We start from the raw sequence: 26,319 nt of genomic DNA, 5'->3' as shown, positions 1-26,319 counted from the left end.
CACGGCGGTCGCCTTCGTGAGGGGGCACGGGGGCGGTGCGGTTGCGGTTCGCGGTAACGACGTGCGGGGTCGGGGCGGGCGGGACGCATCGGCGGGGACCACTGCGGCCACGCCTAGAAACGATCCCGGAAGCGCCCGGCGACGTCATCCCACCAGTGACATCCGTCACACCCCAGCCTCCCGACGAGCCCGCGCCAGATCTTGGTACGCAGTCGCCCTCGGGAGGGCGGAGCCGTACCAAGATCTCCGGGGTTGGCGGGGCTGCCGGGGCGCGGGGTGGCGGGAGTCGGCCGGGTGGGATCATCGGAGGGTGAGCCGTGCCGATACCGTCCGTTTCCGACACAACCAGGCCATCCTGGTCGCCGCGATCGTCGCCACCATCGGCGCGCTGCCGCTGGCCTCCGCCCGCTGGTGGCTGCTCTGGGTGCTGCTCGTCCCGCTCACCGTCGCGGTCTGGGCGTGGCGCGCCGGCACCGACGCCGACGCCTCGGAACTGCGGCTGCGGGCGATCGCCGGGCAACGCCGGGTGCCGTGGACGCGCGTCACCGAACTGGCCGGCGACGCCCGGGGCCGCGCGCTCGCCCGGCTCGACGACGGCGAGGTGGTGATGCTGCCGGCGGTACGCGCCACCGAGCTGCCCCACCTGATCGCCGTCACCGGGCAGGAGCTGCCCGGTGAGGCGAACGATCAGTAGCCGTCGACCACCCGGTTCGTCAGCTCCTCCCCGGCCACGTGCCGGCGTAGCTGCTCGGCCACCAGGCGGTACGCCCGGGGCAGCAGACCGCGTACCGAGCCGCCGATGTGCGGGGTGAGCAGCAGGTTCGGCAGCTCCCACAGGGGATGGTCGGCGGGCAGCGGCTCCGGGTCGGTGACGTCCACCGCCGCCCGCAGGCGCCCCGAGGTCAGCTCGGCGAGCAACGCGGGGGTGCTGACCACCGGCCCCCGTGCGGCGTTCACCAGCAACGCGCCGTCCGGCATTGCGGCCAGGAACTTCTCGTCGACCAGCCCCCGGGTCCGGTCGGTCAGCGGCACCAGCAGCACCACCACGTCCGCCTCCGGCAGCAGGGCGGGCAGCTCGTCCACCCCGTGCACACCCTGGTCCGGGCGCGGCGTACGGGCCACCAGCGTGAAGCTCACCTCGAACGGGGCGAGCCGGTCACGCACCGCCGTGCCGATCGAGCCGGCGCCCACGATCAGCACGCGCTTACCGGCAAGTTCGTCGGTCGGCGCCACCTCGTCGTACGCCCACTCGCGCCGCGCCTGCGCCCGGGCCAGCGGCGCGAACCCGCGCAGCGAGGCGAGGATCGCGGCCACCACCCACTCGGCGGTGGGCGAGTCGTGCACGCCCCGGGCGTCGCAGAGCGTCACACCGTCCGGGACGCGCCCCACCCAGGCGTCCGCGCCGGCGGAGAGCAGCTGCACCACCTCGACGTCCGGCAGGCGGGCCAGGAACGCGCCGGCGTCCGGGCCGGACAGGAACGGCGGCACCCAGAACCGCACCCCGGCCGGGGACGACGGGGGCCGTTCCGGGTCCTCCAGCAGCTCCACGGTGACGCCGGGCGGCAGCTCGCCGAGCAGCCGGAGGCCTTCGGGGTGCGGGATCCATGCCTTCACGACCGCCGACCATATCGGCAGCCCCGGGCCGGCATGGCGTGGGCCGTGACGAACGCCCCGCCCGGGGTCGATTGACAGTGCAGCGGGGTATAACCGAGGACGGGATGCCGGTCGGGTGTTCCGCTTGCTGAGGGCGGTGGCGATGAGCGAGGACGGCCGGGGCCGGGTGGCCGTGCCGATTGCCGCGCTCACCGATCCCGACCGGTTGCGTGCGCTCGACGAGACGCGGCTCGACGCCGTACCCGACGAGGCGTTCGACAGGTTCGCCCGCCTGGTCGGCGACCTGCTCGACGTGCCGGTCGCGCTGGTCTCCCTGGTCGACGCCGACCGGCAGTTCTTTCCCGGCGCGACCGGGCTGCCGGAGCCCTGGGCGGCGCGCCGGCAGACACCGCTGAGCCACTCGTTCTGCCAGCACGTCGTCGACATCGAGATGCCGCTGGTGCTGCCCGACGCCCGCCTCTACCCCCGGGTACGCCTCAACCTGGCCATCGAGGACCTGGGCGTGGTGGCGTACGCCGGAATGCCGCTCACCGACCTGGACGGGCGGGTACTCGGCTCGCTCTGCGCGATCGACAGCAAGCCCCGGGCCTGGACCCCCGAGCAGTTGCGTACGCTCGCCGACCTGGCCGCCGCGTGCTCCTCGGAGCTGCGGCTGCGCATCGCGGTCCGCGGCGCCGAGCAGGCCCGCCGCCGCGCCGAGGAGGCGCACGACCGGCTCGCCATGCTGGCCGGGATGAGCGAGATGCTCGGCGGCACGCTGGACGTGGCCACTGCCGTCGATCGGCTCGGGCACGCGATGGTGCCGCTGCTCGCCGACTGGTGCCTGATCACGCTCGTCGACCCGGCGGGTCGCCCGCGCACCGTCACCGGCGTACACCGGGAGGCCGAACGCGGGGCCGACCTGGCCCGCTTCGCCGAGTTGCTGACGACCGGCCTCAGCGCGGAGTCGCAGATCCGTTCGGTGCTGCGTACCGGGCGGCCGGCGGTGCGGGCCGTGGCCGGACTGGACGACGTGGCGCGCGGCACCACGCGCCCGGAGCTGGTGCCGCTCGCCGACCGGCTCGGCATCGGCTCCCACCTGACCGTGCCGATCACCGCCGCCGGGGACCGGGTGATCGGGGCGGTCACCCTCGTCAACCGCCAGGGGCGGCGCGGTTTCGACGACAGCGACCTGCGCACCGCGCAGGACATCGGAGTACGCGCCGGACAGGCGGTCGGCAACAGCCGCCTCTACGGTGAGCAGCGCCACGTCGCCGAGGTGCTCCAGCACAGCATGCTGCCCACCCTGCCGACGGTGCCGGGGATCGAGCTGGCCGCCCGCTACCTGCCGGTCGCGGACCGGGTCGAGGTGGGCGGTGACTGGTACGACGCATTCGTCCAGCCCGACGGCGAGCTGGTGGCCGCGATCGGTGATGTCGCCGGTCACGACATCGAGGCGGCGGCCACCATGGGCCAGTTGCGCAACCTGGTGCGCGGCAACGCGTACGGGCGCGACGACCCGGTGGAGTTGCTGGTGGCCCAGCTCGACCGGGCGATGGGCGGGCTGCGGGTGCCCACCGTCGCCACCGCGGTGCTGGCCCGGATCCGCCCGGACGGGGACGGGCTGCGGGTCTCCTGGTGCAACGCCGGGCATCCCCCACCGGTGCTGGTCCGGGCGGACGGCACGGTCTCGGTCGCCGAGGGACGCGGGCCGCTGCTCGGCCTGGCCCGGGCGCCCCGGCGTACCGGCCGGACACTGGTCCTCGCCCCCGGCGACACGCTGCTGCTGCACACCGACGGGCTGATCGAGCGCCGGGACCGGTCGATCGACGAGGGACAGGCCGACCTGCTCGCCCATCTCCGCGCCGACGGGCCGGGCGCACCGCTGGACCTGCTCTGCGACCGGCTGCTCGCCGCCGCCCACCGCCGTGAGGACGACGTGGCCCTGCTCGCCCTGCGTGCCGGCTGAGCTGAGCGGCCCGGTTCGGCGCTTCGCCCGGCTAGGCTGGGCCGGGTGAGAGCGCGTCTTCCGTACCCCCGTGCCCGCCGGCTCCGCACGGCGCTGGCGGTGTCCTGCGCGGCGCTGCTGCTGGGCAGCGCCGGTTGCGCCCTCGGCGAGCCCGAGCCGGACCCGGCCGGCGCGCCGCCCAACCTGCCGAGCCCGTCCAGCACCGCCAGCCCGGGTGGGGCCGGCCAGCAGGTGGTCGCCACCGTGCTGGCCAAGGGCCTGGAGGTGCCGTGGGGCATCGCGTTCCTGCCCGACGGCGCGGCGCTGGTGACCGAGCGGGACAAGGGACGGATCCTGCAGGTCGGCCCCGAGTCCGGCCCGGACGGGCTGGCCGTGCGGCCGGTGCAGACCGTGCCGGACGTGGCCGCCGGCGGCGAGGGCGGTCTGCTCGGCATCGCGGTCTCGCCGGCGTACGAGCGGGACCGGACGATCTTCGTCTACTACACCGCCGAGAACGACAACCGGATCGCCAAGATGCGGCTCGGGCAGGCGCCGACGCCGATCCTGACCGGCATCCCGAAGGCCGGCACGCACAACGGCGGCGGGCTGGGCTTCGGCCCGGACGGTCTCCTCTACGCCAGCACCGGCGACGCCGGGCGCACCGAGAACGCCCAGGACGCGAAGAGCCTCGGCGGCAAGATCCTGCGGATCACCCCGGACGGCAAGCCGGCGCCGGGCAACCCGACCGCCGGGTCGCCGGTCTGGTCGACCGGGCACCGCAACGTGCAGGGCTTCGCCTGGACGCCGGACAAGAAGATGTACGCGGTGGAGTTCGGGCAGAACACCTGGGACGAGATCAACCCGATCAACAAGGGCGGCAACTACGGGTGGCCCCGGGTGGAGGGGCGCAGCGACGACAGGCGCTACGTCAACCCGATCACGCAGTGGCCCACCGGTGACGCCTCCTGCTCCGGCCTGGCCGCCGTGGATCGGCTGCTGGTCGCCGCCTGCCTGCGCGGGCAACGGCTGTGGCTGGTGGAGCTGGCCGGCAACGGGACCGTCCTCGGTCAGCCGCGCGACCTGCTCAACGACAAGTACGGCCGGCTCCGGGCGGCGGCGGTGGCCCCGGACGGCTCGCTCTGGGTGAGCACCTCGAACCGGGACGGGCGGGGCCGGCCCGCCGCCGAGGACGACCGCCTCCTGCGGCTGGTCTTCGCCGACGGGGGCGCCGGCCGGAGCTGATCCGGGTCGGCAGGTTTGTCAAGATCGCTCAAGGGGCAGGTCAGGATCTCAGCATGGACGGCCACGACAACGAAGAGCACCGCGCGGGGGACGAGACGTCGCCCGGGAGCGGGCCTGCCCGCCGCTGGACGGCGTGGCGGCCGGGTCGCCGGCTGCGCCGGCTGGGTGTCGTGCTGGCCCTGTTCGCGGTCACGCTCGGCGGCATCGTGGTCGGCACGTACGCGGGCGGCCACGTCGGCACCGACATCGGCCCGTTCCGGGCCGAACTGAAGCTCAGCCCGTCGCTGAGCGGCGGCACCACCGTCGACATCCCGCCGCTGGGCGCGTTGCTGCTGGACAGCCACGACGGGCCGGCGTACCTGACCGTCGAGGTGGGCGCGCTCGACCAGGGGCGCACCGAGGCGCTGATCGACGACCCGGCCAGCATCAGCCGGGCCAGCCAGTCGGCGGTGCAGGACGTCCGCGACGGCGTGATGCGGCTCGGGCTGCGTACGCTCGCCTCGGCGGTGCTGGCCACACTGATCCTGGCCGCGCTGGTGTTCCGCGACGTGCGCCGTACCGCCTGGGCCGGCGGCCTGGCGCTCGTCATCACCGCCGGCAGCCTCGGAGTGGCCGCGACGACGCTGCGTCCGCAGGCGATCGAGGAGCCACGGTACGAGGGCCTGCTGGTGAACGCGCCCGCGATCGTCGGTGACGCGCGGCGCATCGCCAACGACTACACCAAGTACGCCGAGCAGTTGCAGCGGCTGGTCGGCAACGTCAGCAAGCTGTACACCACGGTCTCCGCGCTGCCGGTGGTGCAGCCGTCGCCGGGCACCACCCGGGTGCTGCACGTGTCGGACATGCACCTCAACCCGACCGGCTGGCAGTTGATCCGTACCGTGGTCGAGCAGTTCGGCATCGACGTGGTCATCGACACCGGCGACATGACCGACTGGGGCAGCGAGCCGGAGGCGTCCTTCGTCGGCTCGATCGGCCTGCTCAAGAAGCCGTACGTGTTCATCCGCGGCAACCACGACTCGCCGCGCACCGCCGCCGCGGTGGCCCAGCAGCCGAACGCGATTGTGCTGAACAACTCGATCACGACGGTGGGCGGGTTGACCATCGCCGGCATCGGCGACCCCCGCTTCACTCCGGACAAGGAGACCTCACCGGCCGGCAGCGGCCTCACCGCCGCCGTCGCCGACCAGGTGATCGGCGCCGGCGAACAGCTCGCCGCGACGGTCGAGAAGTCGCCGCGCAAGGTCGACATCGCGCTCGTGCACGATCCCGCCTCGGCTGGCCCGCTCTCCGGCACCTGCCCGCTGGTGCTCTCCGGGCACACCCACGCCCGGCAGGTGTCGAAGCTGCCGGAGGTGCCCGGCAAGCAGCCGACCACGCTGATGGTGGAGGGCTCGACCGGCGGGGCCGGGCTGCGCGGCCTGGAGGGCGAGAAGCCGACGCCGCTGACCATGACGGTGCTCTACTTCGACCAGCAGAAGCTGCTCCAGGCCTACGACGAGATCACCGTGGGCGGGACCGGGCAGTCGCAGGTCAACCTGGAGCGGCACGTCATCCGCGACCCGGCCAAGGGCGACCAGGTGCCGGTCACCCCGACCCCGACCCGGGGACCCTCCGAGTCGCCGTCGCCGGGTACGACCACCCTGAGCCCCACCGCCACCCCCACCCGCTGACCGTTCGGGCGTTCTCCGGCCGCCTGCCGCGCGGACGCCCGGTCACCGCGTGTCACCGACCCGTCCGGCACTGGCATGTCCTGCTGCCGCCTTTGCTCTGCACCCATCGGCGCGGCAGGCACCGGGAGTGACCGCACGGACGGCCGCGCGCCGCGGGCACTCTTCGCCGCACCCCAGCTCAGGGCGATGCTGCGGGTGTGGCTGCAGAGCAAAGGCGGCGAGAGGCGATCGCCCGGTTCGCCGGAGACGGTCACTCTCAGCAATCAGGTCAACCTGTCACGTTCCGTGACCACCACGGCCTGCCGCGGTGCCGGGTCGAGCCGGACCAGCCCGGCGCGGTCAGCGCAGCGCGATCGCGGCCAGCGCGGCGTTGACGATGCTGCCCGGCAGCAGGTCGTGCAACTCGTACAGCTCCCGGACGTTGCCGGACTGGCCGAACTCGTCCACGCCGAGCGGCACCGCCGGGGCGCCGACCGCCGAGCCGAGCCAGGCCATCGCGTGCGAGGCCGCGTCGTGCACGGTGACCACCGGCACCCGGTCGGCGAAAGCCGACCGCAGCGCGCCCGGCACGCTCGGCACCGTCGCGGTCCGCACACCTTGACGCAGCGTCCGCTGCCACGCCCGGTAGAGGCGGTCCAGGCTGGTCACGTCCACGACGTGCGCGGCCACGCCCTCCTCCGCCAGCTCCGCGGCGGCGGCGAGCACCTCCGGCAGCACCGCGCCGGAGGCCGCGAGCTGCACGACCGGGGCGTCAGCCAGATCGGGGTACGCCTGGTGCGCGTCGACGAGCCGGTACGCGCCGGCCACCACCTGCCGCCGCAGCACCGCGTCCCCGAGCCGGGTCCGGGCCGCCTCGAACGGGGCCTGGTCGATCGGCCGGGTGCTGAGCCGGAAGTAGTATGCCCCGTCCTCGGCCGGCGCGGCGGTGGCGGCGGGCGCGGCGCCACCGGCGATCTGCCCGAGCGCGTCGCAGAGCAGCCAGTCGAGGCTGCCGGCGTACGCGGGCTCCAGGAACGTCACGCCGGGCAGCTCCAGGCCGACCGAGGCGGTGATGGTGGACTGGTGCGCGCCACCCTCGGGGGCCAGCGTGATGCCGGACGGGGTGCCGGCCACCACGAACCGGGAACCGGAGTACGTCCCGTAGAGGAACGCGTCGAGACCGCGCAGCACGAACGGGTCGTAGACGGTGCCCACCGGCAGCAGCGGCTGGCCGGACAGGTCCCACGACAGGCCGAGCTGGCCCAGCAGCAGGAACAGGTTCATCTCCGAGATGCCCAGCTCGATGTGCTGCCCGGCGGGGCTCTCGGTCCAGCGCAGCATCCGGTCCTCGGTCCAGGAGCGCTGCTCGGTCGGGGCGAACACGCCCGTCTTGTTGATGAACCCGGCCAGGTTGGTCGAGGTGGCCACGTCCGGCGCGGTGGTCACCAGGTAGGGCGCCACCTGCGGATCGCGGGCCAGGTCGACCAGCACCCGGCCGAAGACCTCCTGGGTGGAGACCGGCTTGTTCGCGCGTACCCGCGTGGTTTCCGGAACGGTGACGCCCAGCGCCCGCTCGCGCGGCGCGCGGGACAGCGCCTCCCGGCGCTCGCCGGCCCGGATGCCGGCCGGGGACGCCGGGTCGAGACGGTCCCACTCGGTCTCCGGGGTCAGGCCCTGCGCGGCGCGCAGCGCGTCGACCTGCTCGGTGGTGAGCAGCGCCGAGTGGTTGCGCGGGTTGCCGGCGATGGGCAGACCCCAGCCCTTGACCGTGTACGCGAACACGACGCTGGGCCGGTCGGCCACCGCGTCGCACTGGGCGTACGCGTCGAGCATCGCCTGCGCGTCGTGGCCGCCCAGGTCGGTGACGAGCGGGCCCAGCTCGTCGTCGCCGATGTCGGCCACGAACGCGGCCACCTCGGCCGGCGCGCCGTCCAGGAACTGCTTGCGCAGCGCCGGGCCGGCCAGCCCGAACAGCGACTGGTACTGCTCGTTGGGCATCCGGTCGATCCAGTCGCGCAGCGCCGCGCCACCCGGCCGGGCGTACGCCTCGGCGAGCTTGCGGCCGTACTTGACCTCCACGACGTGCCAGCCGGCCGCCTCGAACTGGCCGCGCCACTGGTTGATCCGGATGCCGGGGACGACCCGGTCCAGCGACTGCCGGTTGAAGTCGACGAGCCACATCACGTTGCCCAGGCCGGTGGTGGCCGGGTCGGCGACCGCCTCCCAGATGTTGCCCTCGTCCAGCTCGGCGTCGCCGATGATGGCGACGAACCGGGAGTGCGGGCGCGGGCCGAAGTGCGCGTCGACGTAGCGGCGGGTCACGGCGGCGAACAGCGGCGCGGCGGCGCCCAGGCCGACCGAGCCGGTGGAGAAGTCCACCTCGTCCGGGTCCTTGGTCCGCGACGGGTACGACTGGAGGCCGCCGCGCGCCCGCAGCTTCGGCAGGTACGACTTGTCGAGGTTGCCGAGCAGGTACTGGATGGCGTGGAACACCGGCGAGGCGTGCGGCTTGACCGCGACCCGGTCCTCGGCGTCGAGGTGCTGGAACCAGAGCGCGGTCATCGCTGTCACCAGGGAGGCGCTCGACGCCTGGTGGCCGCCGACCTTCACCCCGTCGCCGGTGTCGCGGTCGTGGTTGGCCGCGTCGACGATGCGGGTGGCGAGCCAGAGCACCCGGCGCTGGATCTCGTCGAGGACGTCGAGGTCGTGCTGGTTCACGGTGACTCCATCCGGGCGTCGCCGTTGACGCCCACTGAGTGGGGGTGAGGCGTTAGGAAGGGCCCCTTCCCATGCACCAGGCGTTAAGAAGGGGCCCTTCCTTACAACACGTCAGGCGCCGAGGCGCGCCAGGATCAGCTCGCGGACCGTCTTCGCGTCCGCCTGGCCGCGGGTGGTCTTCATGACCGCGCCGACCAGCGCGCCGGCCGCCGCGACCTTGCCGCTGCGGATCTTGTCGGCCACGTCCGGGTTGGCGGCGATCGCCTCGTCCACGGCCGCGGTGAGCGCGCCGGTGTCCGAGACGACCTCCAGGTTGCGGTTGGTCATGATCTCGGTCGGCGAGCCCTCGCCGGCCACCACGCCCTCCAGCACGGTACGGGCCAGCTTGTCGTTGAGCTTGCCCGCGTCGACGAGGCCCTGCAGCTCGGCGACCTGGGCCGGGGTGGCGCCCACGTCGGCCAGCTCCACGCCGGTCTCGTTGGCGCGGCGGGACAGCTCACCCAGCCACCACTTCCGGGCGGCCGCGGGGGTCGTGCCGGCGGCCACTGTCGCCTCGATCAGCTCGACCGCGCCGGCGTTGACCACCGACTGCATGTCGAGGTCGGACAGGCCCCACTCCTGCTGGATCCGCTTGCGGCGCAGCCGCGGCAGCTCCGGCAGGGCGGCCTTCAGCTCGGCCACCCACGCGGTGTCCGGGGCGAGCGGCACCAGGTCCGGCTCCGGGAAGTACCGGTAGTCGGTGGCGGTCTCCTTGGACCGGCCCGACGTGGTGTCGCCGGTGTCCTCGTGGAAGTGCCGGGTCTCCTGGGTGATCCGGCCACCGGCCTCCAGCACGGACGCCTGGCGCAGCATCTCCGAGCGCACCGCCCGCTCGACCGAGCGCAGCGAGTTGACGTTCTTGGTCTCGGTGCGGGTGCCCCACTCCTCGCCCGGCCGGTTCAGCGACGTGTTGACGTCGCAGCGCAGCGAGCCCTCCTCCATCCGCACGTCGGAGACGCCGAGCGAGCGGATCACGTCGCGCAGCTCGGCGACGTACGCGCGGGCGACCTCGGGCGCGAGCGCGCCGGTGCCGGGGATCGGCTTGGTGACGATCTCGACCAGGGGGATGCCGGCCCGGTTGTAGTCGACGAGCGACTCGGTGGCGCCGTGGATGCGACCGGTGGCGCCGCCGACGTGCAGCGTCTTGCCGGTGTCCTCCTCCAGGTGCACCCGCTCGATGCCGATGCGCACCAGCTCGCCGTTGACCTCGACGTCCAGGTAGCCGTCGAAGCACAGCGGCTCGTCGTACTGGCTGATCTGGAAGTTCTTCGGCATGTCCGGGTAGAAGTAGTTCTTCCGGGCGAACCGGCACCATTCGGCGATCGAGCAGTTGAGCGCCAGCCCGATCCGGATGGTCGCCTCGATGGCGGCCTTGTTCGCCACCGGCAGCGAGCCGGGCAGGCCGAGGCAGACCGGGCAGACCCGGGTGTTCGGCTCGCCGCCGAAGTCGGTCGGGCAGCCGCACCACATTTTGGTGTTCGTGCCCAGCTCGACGTGGGTCTCCAGGCCGATCACCGGTTCGAAGCGCGCGACGACCTCGTCGTACGCGGGCAGTGTCGTCGTCATCTGAGCTCCAGGCGCGATCCGGACAGAACCGTTCCAGCCTAATCGGCTGGCCCGGCCACCCCGCTGCCGGGCTTCGAGATCACCGCGCGGGGCCCGGCGTCACTCGGGTGTGGTGAAGGTACGGCGACGGTTGTACGCCAGCACGAGCAGGATGCCGCCGATGGAGAAGGCCACGATGCTCAACAGCAGCAGCACGAGCGGCGAACCCGGCCCGGTGATCGGCAGCCAAGCGCCGCTCACCTTCGACGGCGAAGCCGTCGGCAGCGGCGCCGAGGTGCTGCTCTCCGACGGTGTGGCGGCCGGGTCGTCGGGGGTCGGCGTAACAGTCGGGTCGGCCGGGTCGGGCGTCGAGCCGGTCGGGGACGCCGTCGGGGTGCCCGGGTTCCGCGCGGCGACGGTCAGCGACACCTGCTTCGTGGCGCTGGTGCTGTAACCCTTCGCCGCGACGGTGAAGGCGAACGTGCCGGCGCTGCCCGGGGTGCCGCTGAGCTTGCCCTTTCCGTCGAGCGTGAGGCCGTCCGGCAGGGCCCCGGCCGCCAGGGAGAACACGATGTCCGAGTCACCGGCGGCGGTGAACCGGAAGGAGTAACGCTTGCCGACCGTGGCGGCGGGCGGGTCGCCGGAGGTGAACGCGGCCGCCGCCTCGGCGACCACGATGGTGGCGTCCTGCTCGTCGAAGCGGTCGTTCTTGTCGGTCATCCGCAGCGTGAACGTGTACGTCCCCGCGGTGGTCGGTGAACCCCCGAGCGAAGTTCCCACCACGAGCATCCCCGGCGGCAGACTGCCCGAGACCACCGACAACCGGTACGGCCCGGTGCCACCGGTCGCCTCGACCGTGTGGATCGCGTACACCCGGCCCAGGTACATGGGCGACCGGGGCTTGCCCGACGTGATGACGACCTTGGGTTCGCGCACCTCGATCGTCGCCGTCTGCTCGTCGAAGAGGTCGTTCTTGTCGGTCATCCGCAGCGTGAACGTGTACGTGCCGGGCGTCGTCGGCGCACCACCCAGCGACGTACCCACCACGAGCATCCCCGGCGGCAGACTGCCCGAGGTCACCGACAGCCGGTACGGCGCGGTGCCACCGGTCGCCTCGACGGTGTGGATCGCGTAGACCTGCCCGATGACCATGACCGACCGGGGCTTGCCCGAGGTGATGGTGACGGCCTCGGTGGCGACGGTGGCCGGTTGCGCGGCGGCCGGCTGCCCGGCGCCCAGCAGCAACGCGACGACCATCGTCAGGGCCATGACCGGGCGAAGTGTCCCCATCGCACATCCAGCTCTCGGTCGGAACCGCTCGCGTCCGCCAGCGGGCCACAGTCCAGTCGATCCAGCAGACTCGCAGTTTATTCGACCAGTGCCAGTGACCCCCGGCAATCCCCTGATCGGTGATCACCGTGTCGGTACGGAGGCGGGCGGGCCGCCTCCGTACCGTCCGGTTCAGATCGTCGGCGGGGTGAGCGTGCCGACGGCGCTCTCCAGCGCGGCGGCGATCCGGTACATCCGGTCGTCCGCCATGGTCGGCGCCATGATCTGGAAGCCCACCGGGAGCCCGTCGGACAGGCCGCACGGCACCGAGATGGCCGGGCCGCCGTACAGGTTCGTCGGGATGGTGAACAGGTCCGCCAGGTACATCTGGTACGGGTCGGCGGTACGCGACCCGAGCGGGAACGCCACGAACGGCGTGGTCGGCGAGATCAGCGCGTCGACCTGCTCGAACGCGCTGGTGAAGTCCCGCGTGATCAGGGTGCGGACCTTCTGCGCCTGGCCGTAGTAGGCGTCGTAGTAGCCCGAGGAGAGCGCATACGTGCCGATCATGATGCGGCGCTTGACCTCGGGGCCGAAGCCGGCCTCGCGGGTCAGCGACATGACCTCCTCAAGCGACCGGTTGCCGTCGTCGCCGACCCGCAGGCCGAACCGGACGCCGTCGAACCGGGCCAGGTTGGAGGAGCACTCGCTCGGCGCGATCAGGTAGTAGGCCGGCAGCGCGTACTTGAAGTGCGGGCAGGAGACCTCGACGATCTCCGCGCCCAGCTTCGCCAGCGCCTCGGCCGCGTCGCGGAACGCGGCCATCACGCCCGGCTCCGCGCCCTCGCCGATGAACTCGGTGACCATGCCGAGCTTCACGCCGGTCAGGTCGCCGGTGGCGCCGAGGCGCGCGGCGGCCACCACGTCCGGCACCGGGGCCGGGATCGACGTGGAGTCGCGCGGGTCGTGACCGCCGATCACCTCGTGCAGCAACGCGGCGTCGAGCACGGTACGCGCGCACGGGCCGGGCGTGTCCAGCGACGAGGAGAACGCCACCAGGCCGTAGCGGGAGGTGCCGCCGTAGGTGGGCTTCGCGCCGACGGTGCCGGTGACCGCGCCGGGCTGGCGGATCGAGCCGCCGGTGTCCGAGCCGATCGACAGCGGCGCCTCGTACGCGGCCAGCGCCGCCGCGCTGCCACCGCCGGAGCCGCCCGGGATCCGGTCGGTGTCCCACGGGTTACGGGTCGGCCCGTACGCGGAGTATTCGGTGGAGGAGCCCATGGCGAACTCGTCCATGTTCGTCTTACCGAGCATCACCGTGCCGGCGGCGCGCAGCCGCTCGACGATGGTCGAGTCGTACGGCGGGCGCCAGCCCTCCAGGATCTTCGACCCGACCGTGGTCGGTACGCCCTTGGTGGTGAGCACGTCCTTCACCGCGACCGGCACACCGGCCAGCGGGCCGAGTTCGTCACCGGCGGCGCGGCGCTCGTCCACGGCACGCGCGGCGGCCAGCGCCCCCTCGGTGTCGACGTGCAGGAACGCGTGCACCCGGTCGTCGACGGCGCCGATGCGGTCCAGGTGGGCCTGGGTGACCTCGACGGCGGAGGTCTCGCCGCTCGCCACCAGCCCGGCGATCTCAACAGCGCTCAGCTTGGTCAAGTCGCTCATGCCGGCACTCCGCTTCGCTCCGTGCCGTCATGAGCGACAGCCATGCTGGGCCCGATGATTCGCTCGCTGCGCTCGCTCATGAGGCCACATCCTCGTCCAGGATCCGCGGGACGCGGAACCGCTGCTCCTCGGCGTCGGGTGCGCCCGACAGCGCCTCCTGCGGGGTCAGGCCCGGCCGTACGACGTCCTCGCGGAGCACGTTCGTCAGCGGCACCGAGTGGGACGTCGGCGGGATGTCCGCCGCGGCGACCTCGCCGACCTGCGCGACCGACTGGAGGATCACATCCAGCTGGCCGGCGAAGGTGTCCAACTCCTCCTCCGTGACGGCGAGCCGCGACAGTCGCGCGAGGTGCGCGACCTCCTCGCGGGAGATGGCGGCCATCGGGTGCCCCCTTCGTGGCTGTCCTGAGACGTCTGCGGTGGGCCGGCCGCGCGTACGGGATGACGCGCGGTGACCGGAGCGAGTCTATTGTCCCGCCGTCACGACGACGCCTTCGCCTCCCCCTCCGGCGCCGCTCCGCTGCGGCTCCCGGCCTCCACCGGGCGCACCGGACGGTAGCGCGACAACCAGGCCACCAGGTCCTCGGCCGGCATCGGCCGGGCGTGGAACCAGCCCTGCGCCACGTCGCATCCGGCGGCGTGCAGCAGCCGCCAGGTGCGCTCGTCCTCCACGCCCTCGGCCACCACCCGCAGCCCGAGCGCGCCGGCCAGCTCGATCATCGAGCGGACGATCGCCGCGTCGTCCGGGTCGTCGGCCATCCCGAGGACGAACGAGCGGTCCACCTTCACCTCGGACAGCGGCAGCCGGCGCAGGTGTTGCAGCGACGAGTAGCCGGTGCCGAAGTCGTCCAGCGCGATGCCGACGCCGATGCGGTGCAACTGGGTGATGCTGGCGAGCACCCGCCGGGGGTCGGCCATCAGCGCGCCCTCGGTGATCTCCACCTGGAGCCGCTGCGGCGGCACCCCGTACCGGGCCAGCCGGTCGGCGATCTGGTCGGCGATCTCGCCGGTGTGCAGGTCACGGACGCTGACGTTGAGCGCGGCCCGCAGCGTGAGCCCGGCCGCCGACCACTTGGCCAGCTGCTCCACCACGTCGTCCACCACGCGGCGGGTGAGCAGTCGCATCACCGCGCTCTGCTCGGCGACCTGGATCAGCTCGCCCGGGTCGACCATGCCCCGGCGCGGGTGCCGCCACCGCAGCAGCGCCTCGACGCCCACCACCTCGCCGGTCGCGATCGCGATCTGCGGCTGGTAGTACATGGTGATCTCGCCCGGGTGCCCGGACTGGTCCTCCGGCTCGGCGCTCCCGTCGGCGGTCGGCCCGATGACGCCGGGCGCGCCGGTGCTCACCGCGGCCTGCGCGTCGTGCCCGGTGTCGGTCTCGTGCGCGGCCTCCGTCTCGCGCCCGGTGCCGGTCTCCGCCGCGTCGGCGTCCCCGCCACCGACCACTGGCGTCGCCACCACCGCTCCGGCCGCGCCGGCGCGCGCGGCCCGGCTGCGGATCGGGTCGGCGCCGGTGAGGATCCGCTCGATCAGGTCATCGTCGTGCCGCTCCGCGGCGCGGTCCCGACGACGCCGCAGCCACCGGTTCGGCCCGTCGCCGGAGCGTCCGCCGCCCCGGCCGTCGTCGCGCGCCGGGCGCTGGTTGCGCGACGGCCGCTCGGCCCGGGCCGGTCGCGGCGCCGACAGCGCCGGCGTCAGTGCCGCGCCGTCACCCCCGCGTACGCCCACCGTCTCCCCGCCCTGCGCGGACGGGCCCGACTCCAGCACCCGGCGCAGGTCGGCCAGGAGGCTCAGCCGCTCGGCCGAGTTGTGGTCGGACTCCGGCGCGTACACCGCCACCGTGTCGTTGCGGTGCTTCGCGTCGTACATGGCCACGTCGGCGTGGCGCATCAGCGTGGCGAAGTCCTCGCCGTGGTCCGGGTAGAGCGCGATGCCGATCGAACCGCCCACGTCCAGCGGCAACCCGTCCAGCGGCACCGGCTCGGCGAGCGCGGCGACCACCCGGTCGGCCCGCTCGCGGGCCTGGTCGATGTCGGTGAGCCGGGGTACGACGATGGCGAACTCGTCACCGCCCAGTCGCGCCACCATGTCACCGGCGCCGACCACGCCCATCAGCCGGGCGCTCACCTCGACCAGCAGACGGTCCCCCACCGCGTGCCCGAGCGCGTCGTTGACGTGCTTGAACCGGTCGAGGTCGAGCAGCAGCAGCGCCAGGTGCGCGTCCGGCGCGCCCCGGGCGGCCCGCTCGCCGTGCAGGTGCACCTGCTCGGCCACCTCGGTGAGCAGCGCCTTGCGGTTGGGCAGCCCGGTGAGCGGGTCCACGTCGGCGAGCTGTTCCCGTTCCTCGGACAGCCGGGCCATCCGGTAGACGGCGAACAGCGGCACCAGCACCAGCGGGATCAGCGCCGCGCTGGCCCGGGCGGCGGCCACCAGCACCGGCGCGAGCAGCAGCAGCGAACCGGTGGACAGCAGCTCGTACGCCAGCCCGCTGCGCACGCTGGGCCACCACCGGTCGCCGAACCGCAGCCGCACGGCCGAGCTGACCAGCCCGTAGTTGACCACGAACCAGGCGAGCGTCGCGCCGCCCACCGCCGCCACGTCGGTCCAGTGCAGCCGGCCGTCGCCGAACAGCTCGCCCGGACCGAGCCGGCTGACCGCGTACGCGGCGGCGAGCGCGCACGCGTACTGCGCGGCGTTGAAGCCGGTACGCCAGGGCGCGTACCCGAGCCGCCAGCCGCTCACCGCGACGGCCACCGCCTGGACCGCCACCGCCGGGCCGAAGCCCCAGCCGAGCAGGATGGCGAAGGTGAAGCAGGTCGACGGGAACACGGCCGAGGTCTGCCGCCGCCCCGGCGGCACGAACGGGCGGGCGTCGCAGGCGACGGCGAGCGCCGCCATGGTCCAGAACGCGGCCGGCAGCTCGGTCAACCGGTCGGCGAGCGCGATCAGCGGCCCGGCCGAGACAAGTACGGCCACCACGCCGACCGCGCCGACGAAGCCGAAGAACGGCCCGCTCCGCCCGGGCGGGACGGAGTTACGCGGGTCGCCGGTCTCCATCGCACCTCCCGGGGGCAACGTCGTGGCGCGCGCCGTCACGCGCCGTACGCCAATGAAACGCCCTCCGAGGCGGTTTCCCCGACACGACAGTCACGAATCGGTCGGAGTCGTAATTAACTTGGTATCCGCGGACGATCGCCGTGACCAGCCCGTCAGTCCTCCACCCGGGCCACCCCGCGGGCCGCGTCCGGGCCGGAGTCCAGCAGCACCCGGAAGCCGTCCTCGTCGAGGATCGGCAGTTTCAGGGTGGCCGCCTTGTCGGCCTTGGAACCCGGGTTGTCGCCGACCACCACGAACCCCGTCTTCTTGGAGACCGAGCCGGTCACCTTGCCGCCCCTGACCTGGATCGCCTCGGCGGCCTGGTCACGGCTGAACCCGCTGAGCGTGCCGGTGACCACGACGGTGACGCCGTCGAGCGGTCGTGGCCCCTCGTCGGCGGCCTCCTCGGCCATCCGTACGCCCGCCTCGGCCCACTTGCGCACGATGTCGCGGTGCCAGTCGACGGCGAACCACTCCTTGACGCTGGCGGCGATGGTCGGGCCGACGCCGTCCACCGAGGACAGCTCCTCCTCGCCGGCGGCCTCGATGGCGTCGACCGACCGGAAGTGCCGGGCGAGCGCCTGGGCGGCGGTCGGGCCGACGTGCCGGATGGACAGTGCCACCAGCACGCGCCACAGGTCGCGTTCCTTGGCCTCGGCCAGGTTGTCGAGCAGCTTGACCGCGTTGCTGCCCAGGCTGCCGTCCTTGTTGACGAAGAACGGTGACCGGCTCAACTGCTCGGCGTCGAGCTGGAACAGGTCGCCCTCGTTGGTGATGATCTGCGCGTCCAGCAGCGCCGCCGCGCCCTTCTCGCCGAGCACCTCGATGTCGAGCACCTTGCGGCTGGCCAGGTAGAACACCCGTTCGCGGATCTGACCGGGGCAGGCGCGCCCGTTGGGGCAGCGGATGTCGACGTCGCTCTCCTTGGCCGGCGCGAGCGGCGTGCCGCAGGCCGGGCAGGTGGTCGGCATGACGAACGGACGGGCGTCGGCCGGGCGCAGCTCGACCACCGGGCCGAGCACCTCGGGGATCACGTCGCCGGCCTTGCGCAGCACCACCGTGTCGCCGATGAGCACGCCCTTGCGCTCGACCTCGCGGGCGTTGTGCAGCGTGGCCAGCGCGACCGTGGAGCCGGCGACCCGGACCGGTTCCAGGACGGCGAACGGGGTGACCCGGCCGGTGCGCCCGACGTTGACGTCGATGTCGAGCAGCTTCGTGTTCACCTCCTCCGGCGGGTATTTGAAGGCGATCGCCCAGCGGGGGGCCCGGCTGGTCGAGCCGAGGCGGCCCTGGATGGAGACCGGATCGACCTTGACCACCACGCCGTCGATCTCGTGCTCGACGTCGTGCCGGTGCTTGCCGTAGTAGGCGATGTAGTCAGCGACGCCGGCGAGGTCGTCCACCACCCGCCAGCGGTCGCTGGTGGGCAGCCCCCACGCCTTGAGCGCGGCGTACGACTCGGACTGCGCCGCCGGCCGGAAGCCGGTGCGGGCGCCGATGCCGTGCACCACCAGGCGCAGCGGGCGGGAGGCGGTGACCCGCGGGTCCTTCTGGCGCAGGCTGCCGGCGGCGGCGTTGCGCGGGTTGGCGAACGGCGCCTTGCCCTGCTCGACCAGGCTCGCGTTGAGGTCGGCGAACGCGGCCACCGGGAAGTAGATCTCGCCGCGTACCTCGATCAGATCCGGCACGTCGGGGAAGTCGTCGGCCGGGGTCAGCCGGGCCGGCACGCCCTTGATGCTGCGCACGTTCGCGGTGACGTCCTCGCCGGTGCGGCCGTCGCCCCGGGTGGCGGCGCGCACCAGCCGGCCCTTGGAGTAGGTCAGGTTGATGGCCAGCCCGTCGACCTTCAGCTCGCACAGGTAGGGCACCGGGCCGCCGGCGTCGCGCTCGACCCGCTCGGCCCAGGCGGCCAGCTCCTCGTCGGCGAAGGCGTTGTCGAGCGAGAGCATCCGCTCGGCGTGGGCGACCGGCGTGAAGTCGGTGGAGAAGGTGCCGCCGACGCGCTGGGTGGGCGAGTCGGGGGTGCGCAGCGCCGGGTATTCCGCCTCCAGCGCCTCCAGCTCCCGCAGCTGCGCGTCGAACTCCGCGTCGGTGATCGTCGGCGCGTCCAGCACGTAGTAGCGGTACTGGTGTTCGGTCAGCTCCTGACTGAGCGTGGCGTGCCGCTCCCGGGCCGCTGGGATCGGCTCGGCCCCCGCCGCCGCCTCCTGGGCCGCGTCGGCCGCAGTGGGAACCGCTTCTTCGGACACGCCGCCGCCTTCGGACACCGCTGTCGCCTCCCGTGCTCGCGCTACCCGAGAACCGTAGCGGTCGGCTGTGACAACAGTCCGGCCACCCGCACGAGCAGGGCGAACCGGCGCGCGTCGCGCCCCCGCGCGGTCCGGCCCCGGGCGTGCGACCATCGCCTCGGCGGCGCTGTGCGGGAACGGTCGGAAGGCGGGTACTGATGCGCGACGGGGTTCTCTGGGCGCTGGTGATCGTGGCCTGCGTCGCGGCCGGCTGGCTCTGGAACGAGTGGCGCCGCCGGTCGGCCGACCGTTCCGCCGGGGCGCGCGGCCGGGCCGACGGGCGACGGCCGGGCTCCGGGCGCGGTGGCCGGGCCGGCGTCGGCGTCCGGCGGGACCGGGGTGGCGTCCCGCCACGGCCGCGCGGCGCCGGGCGGACGGACCGGGACGAGCCCCGGCCCGGGGAGATCTGGTGGGCGGACGTGCCCTACGCCGACGGGACCGGCTCCAAGGTGCGGCCCTGCCTGGTGCTGCGGGTCGACGGCGCGGACGCCGAGGTCCTGAAGATCACCAGTCAGGACAAGTCGGACCGGGACGACCACCTGCCGATCCCGACCCGGAGCTGGGACCCGGACGCCGACCACGACAGCTACCTGGACATCAGCGAGCCCATCCCGGTGCCGCTCACCGCGTTCGCCGACCGGGCCGGCACGTGCGACCCGGACCTGTGGCGGGGTGTGCGCCGCCTGAACCACCTCACCGGCTGACCCCGGCGGCCTCCGGACCTCAGCGCTGCGACGCCCCTGCGTCGAGCGCGTCGGCGAGCGCGGCGAGCTGACCGGCGTACTCGATCCGGTCGGCCCACCCGGCCGGCCAGGCGGCCATGCCGTACGCGGCACCGGCGAACGCGCCGGCCAGCGCGGCGATGGAGTCCGAGTCACCGGCCGTGGTGGCGCCCCGGGCCAGCGCGCCGACCGGATCGTCGCGGTGGCGCAACGCGCAGAGCAGCGCGGTGGCGAGCGCCTCCTCGGCGATCCAACCCTCGCCGGTGAACCGGCACGGGTCGCCGCCGTCGTCGGGACGGGCGAGTGCCGCCTCCAGCCGGTCGAGCACCCGCAGGCAGTCGTCCCAGCCGCGGGCGACGAACCCGGCCGCGTCGCTCTCGCCGGGCCGCTGCCACAGGTCACCCAGCCAGTCCTCCCGGTAGACGGTGCGCTGCTCCCGCGCCCGCTCGGTGAGCAGGCCGGGCAGCTCGGGCAGCGCCGCGCCGTCGCGCAGCAGCCGGACCGCGTACGCGGTCAGCTCGCTCGCCGCCAGCCCGGTCGGGTGGCCGTGGGTGAGCCCGGCCTGGAGCTGGGCCAGCCCGGCCATGGTGTCGAGGTCGACGTCGAGCAGCCCGACCGGGGTGACGCGCATGTTCGCGCCGCAGCCCTTCGAGCCGGCGACTGTGGCCTCCTGCCAGCGGGCGCCCCGGGCCAGCTCGGCGCAGGCCCGCAGGCAGGTCATGCCGGGCGCGCGGTTGTTCTCCGGGCTGACCGACCAGTCGACGAAGCGCTGCCGCAGCAGCGGCTCCACCGCCTCGGCCGTGTACGCGGGCGCCTCGTGCAGCGCCCACGCCACTGCGAGCGCCATCTGCGTGTCGTCGGTGACCAGGGCCGGGTCGCCGGTCAGCTCGCGCGGACCGCCCGGGCCGTAGCGCCGGACGATCTCGGTGACGGTGAGGAACTCGGTCGGCTTGCCCAGGGCGTCGCCGTAGGCCAGGCCGAACAGCGAGCCGGCGACGCGGCCGGTGGCGGTGGAGGCGGTCACGGTGGCGATCATGCCTCCGCCGCGCAAGCCCGGGAAGATCAGTCCCAGCAGAGGCAGAACGGGTGGCCGACCGGGTCGGCGTAGACCCGGAAGCCCTCCCCCTCGCCGGGTAGCCGCCGTGCGCCCAGCGCCAGCGCCGCCTTCTCGGCCGCCTCGATGTCGTCGACGCTCACGTCGAGGTGGAACTGCTGCGGCCGGGCCGGGTCGAGCCAGTCGGGGGCGCGCAGGCCCGGCGCCCGCTGGAAGGCCACCCGCGGCTGGTGCCCGGGCGGCCCGCCGAGCACCACCCACTCGTCGCCGTCGGAGTTCTCCTCCACCACGGGCAGGCCGAGCAGCTCGGAGTAGAAGGCGGCGAGCGCGCGCGGATCGGGGCAGTCGATCACTGTGGAACGCAGTCGTCCAATCATGCCGGTCATCGTGCCCGGCGGGTACGACGGAAAACGTCAGTCCTCGGCCAGCCGCCGGCCCGCGTCACGGCAGGCGGTGAGCACCGCGCGGGCGTACGCCGGGGTGGCGCCGGCCAGGCCGCACGCGGGAGTGACCACCACCTGCTCGGCCAGCCGGCGGCGGGGGAAGCCGAGCTGGTCCCAGACCCGGCGGACCCGGCCGGCGACCTCGGCCGACGTCGGCGCCCGGCCGGAGGCCGGTGGCAGCGTCGGCGCGGCGCCGGCCAGCAGGCCGAGCCCGGCGTCGATCGCCTCGCCGAGCGGGTCGAGGTCGGTGACCAGCGACAGGTCGAGCGCGACGCCCACCGCACCGGCCGAGCGGATCAGCTCCAGCGGTACGTCCGGCGCGCAGCAGTGCACCAGAGCCGGTACGCCCGCCGCGTCGATCACGTCGCGCAGCAGTCCCCGCGCCACCTCGGTCTCCACCGGACGGTGGGTGCCGAAGCCGCTCTCCGTGGGCACCCGCCCGGCCAGCACGGTCGGCAGGGACGGCTCGTCGAGCTGGAGCAGCACCGAGGCGCGGGGCAGCCGCCGGGCGACCGCCTCGACGTGCCCGCGCAACCCTTCGCCGAGCGAGCCGGCGAGGTCGCGTACCGCGCCCGGGTCGCGCAGCATCCGGCCGCCGATCGGCAGCTCCAGCGCGGCGGCCAGGGTGAACGGGCCGGCGGCCTGGACCTTTACCGGGCCGGCGTACTCCTCGGCCTGCTCGGCGAGCTGGTCCAGGTCGCGTTCCATCAGGTCGCGGGCGCGGCGCAGGTCACGGCCGGGGCGCGGGGCGATCCGCCAGCGGGCCGCGTACAGCTCGACCGGCAGTTCGACGAGCAGGCCGGCGCTGCGGCCGACGAGGTCCGCGCCCGGTCCCCGGGCGGGCAGCTCGGGCAGGTGCGGCAGGGTGGGCAGCTCGCCGAGCACGATCCGCTGCGCCTCGGCGATGTCGGTGCCGGGCAGCGACCCGATGCCGGTCGCCGCTCCGGTGGGCCAGGGCCACGCCTGCTCAGTCACGGCCGCAGCCTATCCGCTGCCGATGCGAGGTCAGGCGGCGGTGATGGTGGCGGAGCCGAGGACCACGTCGCCGGCCGGGTCCGGCCGGTAGGCCACGATCGCCTGGCCGGCGGCGACACCCCGGACCGGGCGGCGCAACGACGCGCGCAGGCCGTCGGCGTCCACCTCGACGGCGGCCGGCACCACGTCGCCGTGCGCCCGCAGCTGCACCTCGCACTCGACCGGCCCGTCCGGGCGCGGCCCGCCGGTCCACACCGGGCGGGTCGCGCGTACGTCGGAGACCTCCAGCGCCTCGGCCGGGCCGACCGTCACCGTGTTGGTGGTCGGGGTGATGGACAGCACGTAGCGGGGCCGGCCGTCCGGCGCCGGGCGGTCGAGGTGCAGGCCGCGCCGCTGCCCGACGGTGTACTGGTAGGCGCCGCTGTGGCTGCCCACCACCGCGCCGGTGAGCGCGTCCACCACCTGGCCGGGCGCCTCACCGAGCCGCTCGGCGAGGAAGCCGCGGGTGTCGCCGTCGGCGATGAAGCAGATGTCGTGCGAGTCCGGCTTGTCGGCCACCGCGAGACCGCGCCGGGCGGCCTCCGCGCGCACCTCGGCCTTGGTCGAGTCGCCGAGCGGGAAGATCGACCGGTCGAGCTGCGCGCGGGTCAGCACCGCCAGCACGTACGACTGGTCCTTGGCCGCGTCGACGCTGCGCCGCAGCAGGCCGTCCGCGCCGAGCCGGGCGTGGTGGCCGGTCACCACGGCGTCGAAGCCCAGGGCCACGGCCCGGTCCAGCACCGCCGCGAACTTGATCTTCTCGTTGCAGCGCAGGCAGGGATTCGGGGTACGCCCGGCGGCGTACTCGGCCACGAAGTCGTCCACCACGTCGTCGTGGAACCGGTCGGCCATGTCCCACACGTAGAACGGGATGCCGAGCACGTCGGCGGCGCGCCGGGCGTCCCGGGAGTCCTCCAGCGTGCAGCAGCCCCGGGCCCCGGTGCGGTAGGTCTGCGGGTTGCGGGCGAGCGCCAGGTGCACGCCCGTCACGTCGTGCCCGGCCTCCACCGCCCGCGCCGCCGCGACGGCGGAGTCCACCCCGCCCGACATCGCCGCCAGAACCCTCACCGGCCCACTCCCCTCGTCCTCACCGAGCGTATCCGGGTCAGCGGGGCGTACGGAGGGCGGCCGCGCGGCGGGCCCGCTCCACAGCGGCGGGCAGCGCGGCGATCAGCGCGTCCACGTCCGCGCCGGTGCTGGTGTGCCCGAGCGTGAAGCGCAGCGAGGACCGGGCCCGGTCGTCGTCCGCGCCCATGGCCAGCAGCACGTGCGAGGGCTGGGCCACCCCGGCCGAGCAGGCCGACCCGGTGGAGCAGGCGATGCCCTGGGCGTCCAGGAGCAGCAGCAGCGCGTCCCCCTCGCAGCCGGGGAAGGAGAAGTGCGCGTTGCCGGGGAGCCGGTCGGCCGGGTCCCCGTTGAAGATCACCTCGGGGACCGCCTGCCGGACCCGCTCGACCAGTTCGTCGCGGAGCGCGGCGACGCGGGCCGCGTACTCCTGCTGGCCCTTCACCGCGGCCTCGACGGCGACCGCGAACGCGACGATGCCGGCGGTGTCCAGCGTGCCGGAGCGGACGTCGCGCTCCTGGCCGCCGCCGTGCAGCAGCGGAGTGGCGGCCACGTCGCGGGCCAGCAGCAGCGCGCCCACGCCGGTCGGCCCGCCGAGCTTGTGCCCGGTCACGGTGAGCGCGGACACGCCGCTGGCGGCGAAGTCGACAGGCACCTGCCCGACCGCCTGGATGGCGTCGGTGTGGAACGGCACGCCGTGCTCGGCGGCGACAGCGGCCAGCTCGGCCACCGGCTGGACGGTGCCCACCTCGTTGTTCGCCCACATGGCGGTGACCACCGCCACGCGCTCGCCGTGCTCGGCCAGCTCGGCGCGCAACCGCTCCGGGTCGAGCCGGCCGACCGCGTCGACCGGAAGGAGACCGGCCTGGGCGCCCTCGTGCTCGACCAGCCAGTCCACCGCGTCCAGTACGGCGTGGTGCTCGACGGAACTGGAGACCACCCGGACCCGGTCGGCCCGGGCCGCGCGACGGGCCCAGAACACGCCCTTCACGGCGAGGTTGTCGCTCTCCGTCCCGCCACCGGTGAAGATCACCTCGGAGGGCCGGGCGCCGAGCGCGGCGGCCACCCGCTCGCGGGACTCCTCCACCCGCCGCCGGGCACGGCGGCCCGCCGCGTGCAGCGACGACGCGTTCCCCACCTCGCGGGCGGTCGCGACGTACGCCTCGAGTGCCTCGTCCAGCATCGGGGTCGTCGCCGCATGATCAAGGTATGCCATCACCGTTCAGCCTAACGGCCTGCGAACCCGCGGCCGGGGGCCGGACCGCCCCGTCCCACCCGGGGCGGTCCGGCCCGCTCACGACCGAACGGCCGCGATCACGCGGGAACCGCCGTGACCACGATGTTGTCCCGGTAGCTGCGGGTCTTGGCGTCGAACGGCCCGCCGCAGGTGATCAGCGTGAGCCGGGGCTTGCCGTCGCGCGCGAAGTACCGCTCCAGCGGGATCTTCGACTTCCGGTACTCCTCCCGGGCCACCACCCGGTAGGAGCGCTCGCGTCCGTCCGCGCCGGTGGCGGTGAGCTTGTCGCCCTGGCCCAGCTCGCGCAGCCGGAAGAACGCGCCCTTGCCCTGCTCGGCGCTGTCCACGTGCCCGGCGATCACAACCGAGCCGGCGTCGGCCTCCAGGCCCGGGCCGTAGCGGTACCAGCCGACCTGGTCCACGCTGGGCGGGACCTCGAACTCGTCGGTGCGCTCGTTGACGCCCACCGGGTTGACGGTGGCGGTGACCCGGATCGGCGGGATGCTCAGCTTCACCGGCGGCACGATCTCACTGCCGGCGGGCAGCGTGCCCGGGTTCACCGGAACCGAACCGCCGCCGGTCGCCGCCGGGGCCGGCGTGGGAGTGGCACTGGCCAGGGCCGTCACCTCGTCGCCGCCGACGTCCTCGGCGGGCTCGGATCCGCACGCCACCACGCCCGCCAGGGTGAGCGCGGCGGCGCCGGCGGCCATCGCCGCCAGCGCCCCGCGGTTGCGCACCGTCACCGGCGACCGGCCCGGGCGGTTGCCGCCACCCGCGCACCGCCGCCGACCAGGAGCAGCACGCCGGCCCCGGCCAGCACGTACCACCAGGTGTCCACGCCGGTGTCGGCCTGGCCGCCGGTGCCGCTGGGCACGCCGCCCGGAGCCGAGTGCAGGCCGGTGATGGTCTGGGCGACCACGCTCAGGTTCTTCGCCTCGGCCGAGCCGATCGCGTAGACGATGGTGGCGGTGCCCTCCTTGAGGTTCAGGTCGGCCGGGCCGATGGCGACGGTGTCGGTGCCGGCGAGCACCACGTCCGCCTTCACCGAGCCGGCGGCCACGTCCGCCTTGGCCTCCTTCGGGTTGGTCAGGTCCTCGAAGACCGGCTTGCCGCCGGCCCGCACGTCGACGGCCGGGGCGGCCGCGGTGTGCCGGACGATCAGCCGGGCCTTGCCGGCGCCCACCTTGGACACGTCGTTGACGAACGGCGTGATCTGCGGGTTGCCGTCGGCGCTCAGGTGCGCGGCGAGGCTGATGTTCGCCCCGCCCGGCACCTCGGCGTCGTCCACCTTCAGGATCGCCTTGTCGATCGCCTCGCCGGGCTTGGTCAGGGCGATGTCGTACTCCCCCTCGGGCAGGGTGAGCGGGCCGGCCACGTCGCCCGGCTTGAAGTTGTTCAGCGTCTTCTCGCCGTTGACGTACACGTCGACCGGGGTGTCCGGAATGCCGTGGACCACGGAGACCTTCGACGAGGCGGCGTAGGCCGGGCTCATGGTGGCGGCGCCGACGCCGGCGAAGGTGAGGGCGGCCACCGCGCCGCCCGCGGCGACCCGACGGAACATCGCGTACTGCATTGTCTGCCTCCTGATAGTTCATGCTGATTCGTCAGGCCTGGCTTGCAGAACGGGTTACGCCGGCTCCGTGGCCCCCGGATGCGCCCGGATCCGATTTCTTTTTCCGGTCTCCGGGCGCATCCGCCGGAGCCTCCGGCGACGAAGGAGAGG

20 protein-coding genes are annotated in these 26,319 nt (G+C 74.1%); 5 read left to right on the top strand and 15 right to left on the bottom strand.

Annotation, left to right across the window (positions count from 1 at the left end; all coding sequences use genetic code 11):
* The first annotated feature begins 310 nt into the window (after positions 1-310).
* Positions 311-694, top strand: coding sequence for a PH domain-containing protein (locus A4R25_RS13990; RefSeq protein WP_064446987.1), 384 nt, complete (start codon positions 311-313; stop codon positions 692-694).
* On the opposite strand, the gene A4R25_RS13985 is transcribed toward A4R25_RS13990, so the two are convergent.
* On the bottom strand, positions 688-1,614 hold the full coding sequence (locus A4R25_RS13985) for a 2-hydroxyacid dehydrogenase (RefSeq protein ID WP_064446986.1): 927 nt from the start codon (positions 1,612-1,614) through the stop codon (positions 688-690). The two genes, A4R25_RS13990 and A4R25_RS13985, sit on opposite strands and share 7 nt — an antisense overlap.
* A 142-nt stretch (positions 1,615-1,756) precedes the next feature.
* Between A4R25_RS13985 and A4R25_RS13980 the strand changes: the two genes are divergently transcribed.
* The 3 genes from A4R25_RS13980 to A4R25_RS13970 are packed head-to-tail and all read left to right on the top strand — an operon-like array spanning position 1,757 to position 6,456.
* Positions 1,757-3,562, top strand: coding sequence for a SpoIIE family protein phosphatase (locus A4R25_RS13980; protein ID WP_064447249.1), 1,806 nt, complete (start codon positions 1,757-1,759; stop codon positions 3,560-3,562).
* Positions 3,563-3,607: 45 nt separating this feature from the next.
* Positions 3,608-4,783, top strand: a complete 1,176-nt coding sequence (locus A4R25_RS13975; protein ID WP_043326037.1) for a sorbosone dehydrogenase family protein — start codon at positions 3,608-3,610, stop codon at positions 4,781-4,783.
* 53 nt (positions 4,784-4,836) lie between these two features.
* Positions 4,837-6,456: a metallophosphoesterase gene (locus A4R25_RS13970; protein ID WP_064446985.1), complete on the top strand. Its 1,620-nt coding sequence runs from the start codon at positions 4,837-4,839 to the stop codon at positions 6,454-6,456.
* Positions 6,457-6,795: 339 nt separating this feature from the next.
* Here the strand turns inward: A4R25_RS13970 and A4R25_RS13965 are convergent, their stop codons facing one another.
* The 7 genes from A4R25_RS13965 to ligA form a co-directional block, all read right to left on the bottom strand.
* The gene (locus tag A4R25_RS13965; RefSeq protein WP_064446984.1) at positions 6,796-9,153 is read right to left on the bottom strand and encodes a pyruvate dehydrogenase; all 2,358 of its coding nucleotides are present in this window, start codon (positions 9,151-9,153) and stop codon (positions 6,796-6,798) included.
* Positions 9,154-9,264: 111 nt separating this feature from the next.
* Positions 9,265-10,758 carry an Asp-tRNA(Asn)/Glu-tRNA(Gln) amidotransferase subunit GatB gene (gene gatB, locus A4R25_RS13960; RefSeq protein ID WP_043326041.1) on the bottom strand — a complete coding sequence of 498 codons (1,494 nt, stop codon included), beginning with the start codon at positions 10,756-10,758 and terminating at the stop codon, positions 9,265-9,267.
* Between the two features lie 99 nt (positions 10,759-10,857).
* Positions 10,858-12,006, bottom strand: a complete 1,149-nt coding sequence (locus tag A4R25_RS13955) for a putative Ig domain-containing protein (RefSeq protein WP_231915524.1) — start codon at positions 12,004-12,006, stop codon at positions 10,858-10,860.
* A gap of 192 nt (positions 12,007-12,198) precedes the next feature.
* Positions 12,199-13,674: an Asp-tRNA(Asn)/Glu-tRNA(Gln) amidotransferase subunit GatA gene (gatA, locus tag A4R25_RS13950; RefSeq protein WP_043326045.1), complete on the bottom strand. Its 1,476-nt coding sequence runs from the start codon at positions 13,672-13,674 to the stop codon at positions 12,199-12,201.
* A gap of 76 nt (positions 13,675-13,750) precedes the next feature.
* Positions 13,751-14,056, bottom strand: a complete 306-nt coding sequence (gatC, locus tag A4R25_RS13945) for an Asp-tRNA(Asn)/Glu-tRNA(Gln) amidotransferase subunit GatC (protein WP_013284468.1) — start codon at positions 14,054-14,056, stop codon at positions 13,751-13,753.
* A 98-nt stretch (positions 14,057-14,154) separates the two neighbouring features.
* Positions 14,155-16,734: a bifunctional diguanylate cyclase/phosphodiesterase gene (locus A4R25_RS13940; protein ID WP_064446982.1), complete on the bottom strand. Its 2,580-nt coding sequence runs from the start codon at positions 16,732-16,734 to the stop codon at positions 14,155-14,157.
* 152 nt (positions 16,735-16,886) lie between these two features.
* Positions 16,887-19,040 (bottom strand): NAD-dependent DNA ligase LigA, encoded by a 2,154-nt coding sequence (gene ligA / locus A4R25_RS13935; protein WP_082931011.1) that lies wholly within the window; start codon positions 19,038-19,040, stop codon positions 16,887-16,889.
* Between the two features lie 179 nt (positions 19,041-19,219).
* On the opposite strand from ligA, the gene A4R25_RS13930 reads away from it, so the two are divergent.
* The gene (locus tag A4R25_RS13930; RefSeq protein ID WP_064446981.1) at positions 19,220-19,765 is read left to right on the top strand and encodes a type II toxin-antitoxin system PemK/MazF family toxin; all 546 of its coding nucleotides are present in this window, start codon (positions 19,220-19,222) and stop codon (positions 19,763-19,765) included.
* 19 nt (positions 19,766-19,784) lie between these two features.
* On the opposite strand, the gene A4R25_RS13925 is transcribed toward A4R25_RS13930, so the two are convergent.
* From A4R25_RS13925 to A4R25_RS13895, 7 genes are all read right to left on the bottom strand, one after another.
* Entirely contained in the window at positions 19,785-20,819 is a 1,035-nt protein-coding gene (locus A4R25_RS13925) for an ADP-ribosylglycohydrolase family protein (RefSeq protein WP_064446980.1), read from the bottom strand.
* A gap of 26 nt (positions 20,820-20,845) precedes the next feature.
* Entirely contained in the window at positions 20,846-21,214 is a 369-nt protein-coding gene (locus A4R25_RS13920) for a VOC family protein (protein ID WP_197494905.1), read from the bottom strand.
* Positions 21,215-21,250: 36 nt separating this feature from the next.
* Positions 21,251-22,255, bottom strand: coding sequence for a methionine synthase (locus A4R25_RS13915; RefSeq protein WP_064446978.1), 1,005 nt, complete (start codon positions 22,253-22,255; stop codon positions 21,251-21,253).
* Positions 22,256-22,285: 30 nt separating this feature from the next.
* Positions 22,286-23,362, bottom strand: coding sequence for a tRNA 2-thiouridine(34) synthase MnmA (gene mnmA / locus A4R25_RS13910; RefSeq protein WP_013284461.1), 1,077 nt, complete (start codon positions 23,360-23,362; stop codon positions 22,286-22,288).
* Between the two features lie 37 nt (positions 23,363-23,399).
* Entirely contained in the window at positions 23,400-24,575 is a 1,176-nt protein-coding gene (locus tag A4R25_RS13905) for a cysteine desulfurase family protein (RefSeq protein WP_064446977.1), read from the bottom strand.
* A 98-nt stretch (positions 24,576-24,673) separates the two neighbouring features.
* Entirely contained in the window at positions 24,674-25,339 is a 666-nt protein-coding gene (locus A4R25_RS13900) for a class F sortase (RefSeq protein WP_064446976.1), read from the bottom strand.
* Complete coding sequence (locus A4R25_RS13895; RefSeq protein ID WP_064446975.1) at positions 25,336-26,169, bottom strand: DUF4397 domain-containing protein; 834 nt, start codon at positions 26,167-26,169, stop codon at positions 25,336-25,338. Before A4R25_RS13895 ends, A4R25_RS13900 begins: the two co-directional genes overlap by 4 nt.
* Positions 26,170-26,319 lie beyond the last annotated feature (150 nt).

Origin of the sequence: Micromonospora sp. NBRC 110037 (genome assembly GCF_001652995.1) — a bacterium.
Lineage (GTDB): Bacteria > Actinomycetota > Actinomycetes > Mycobacteriales > Micromonosporaceae > Micromonospora > Micromonospora chalcea.
Note: the sequence above shows the minus strand (reverse complement) of the source record. Positions and strands in the feature narration are given on the sequence as shown.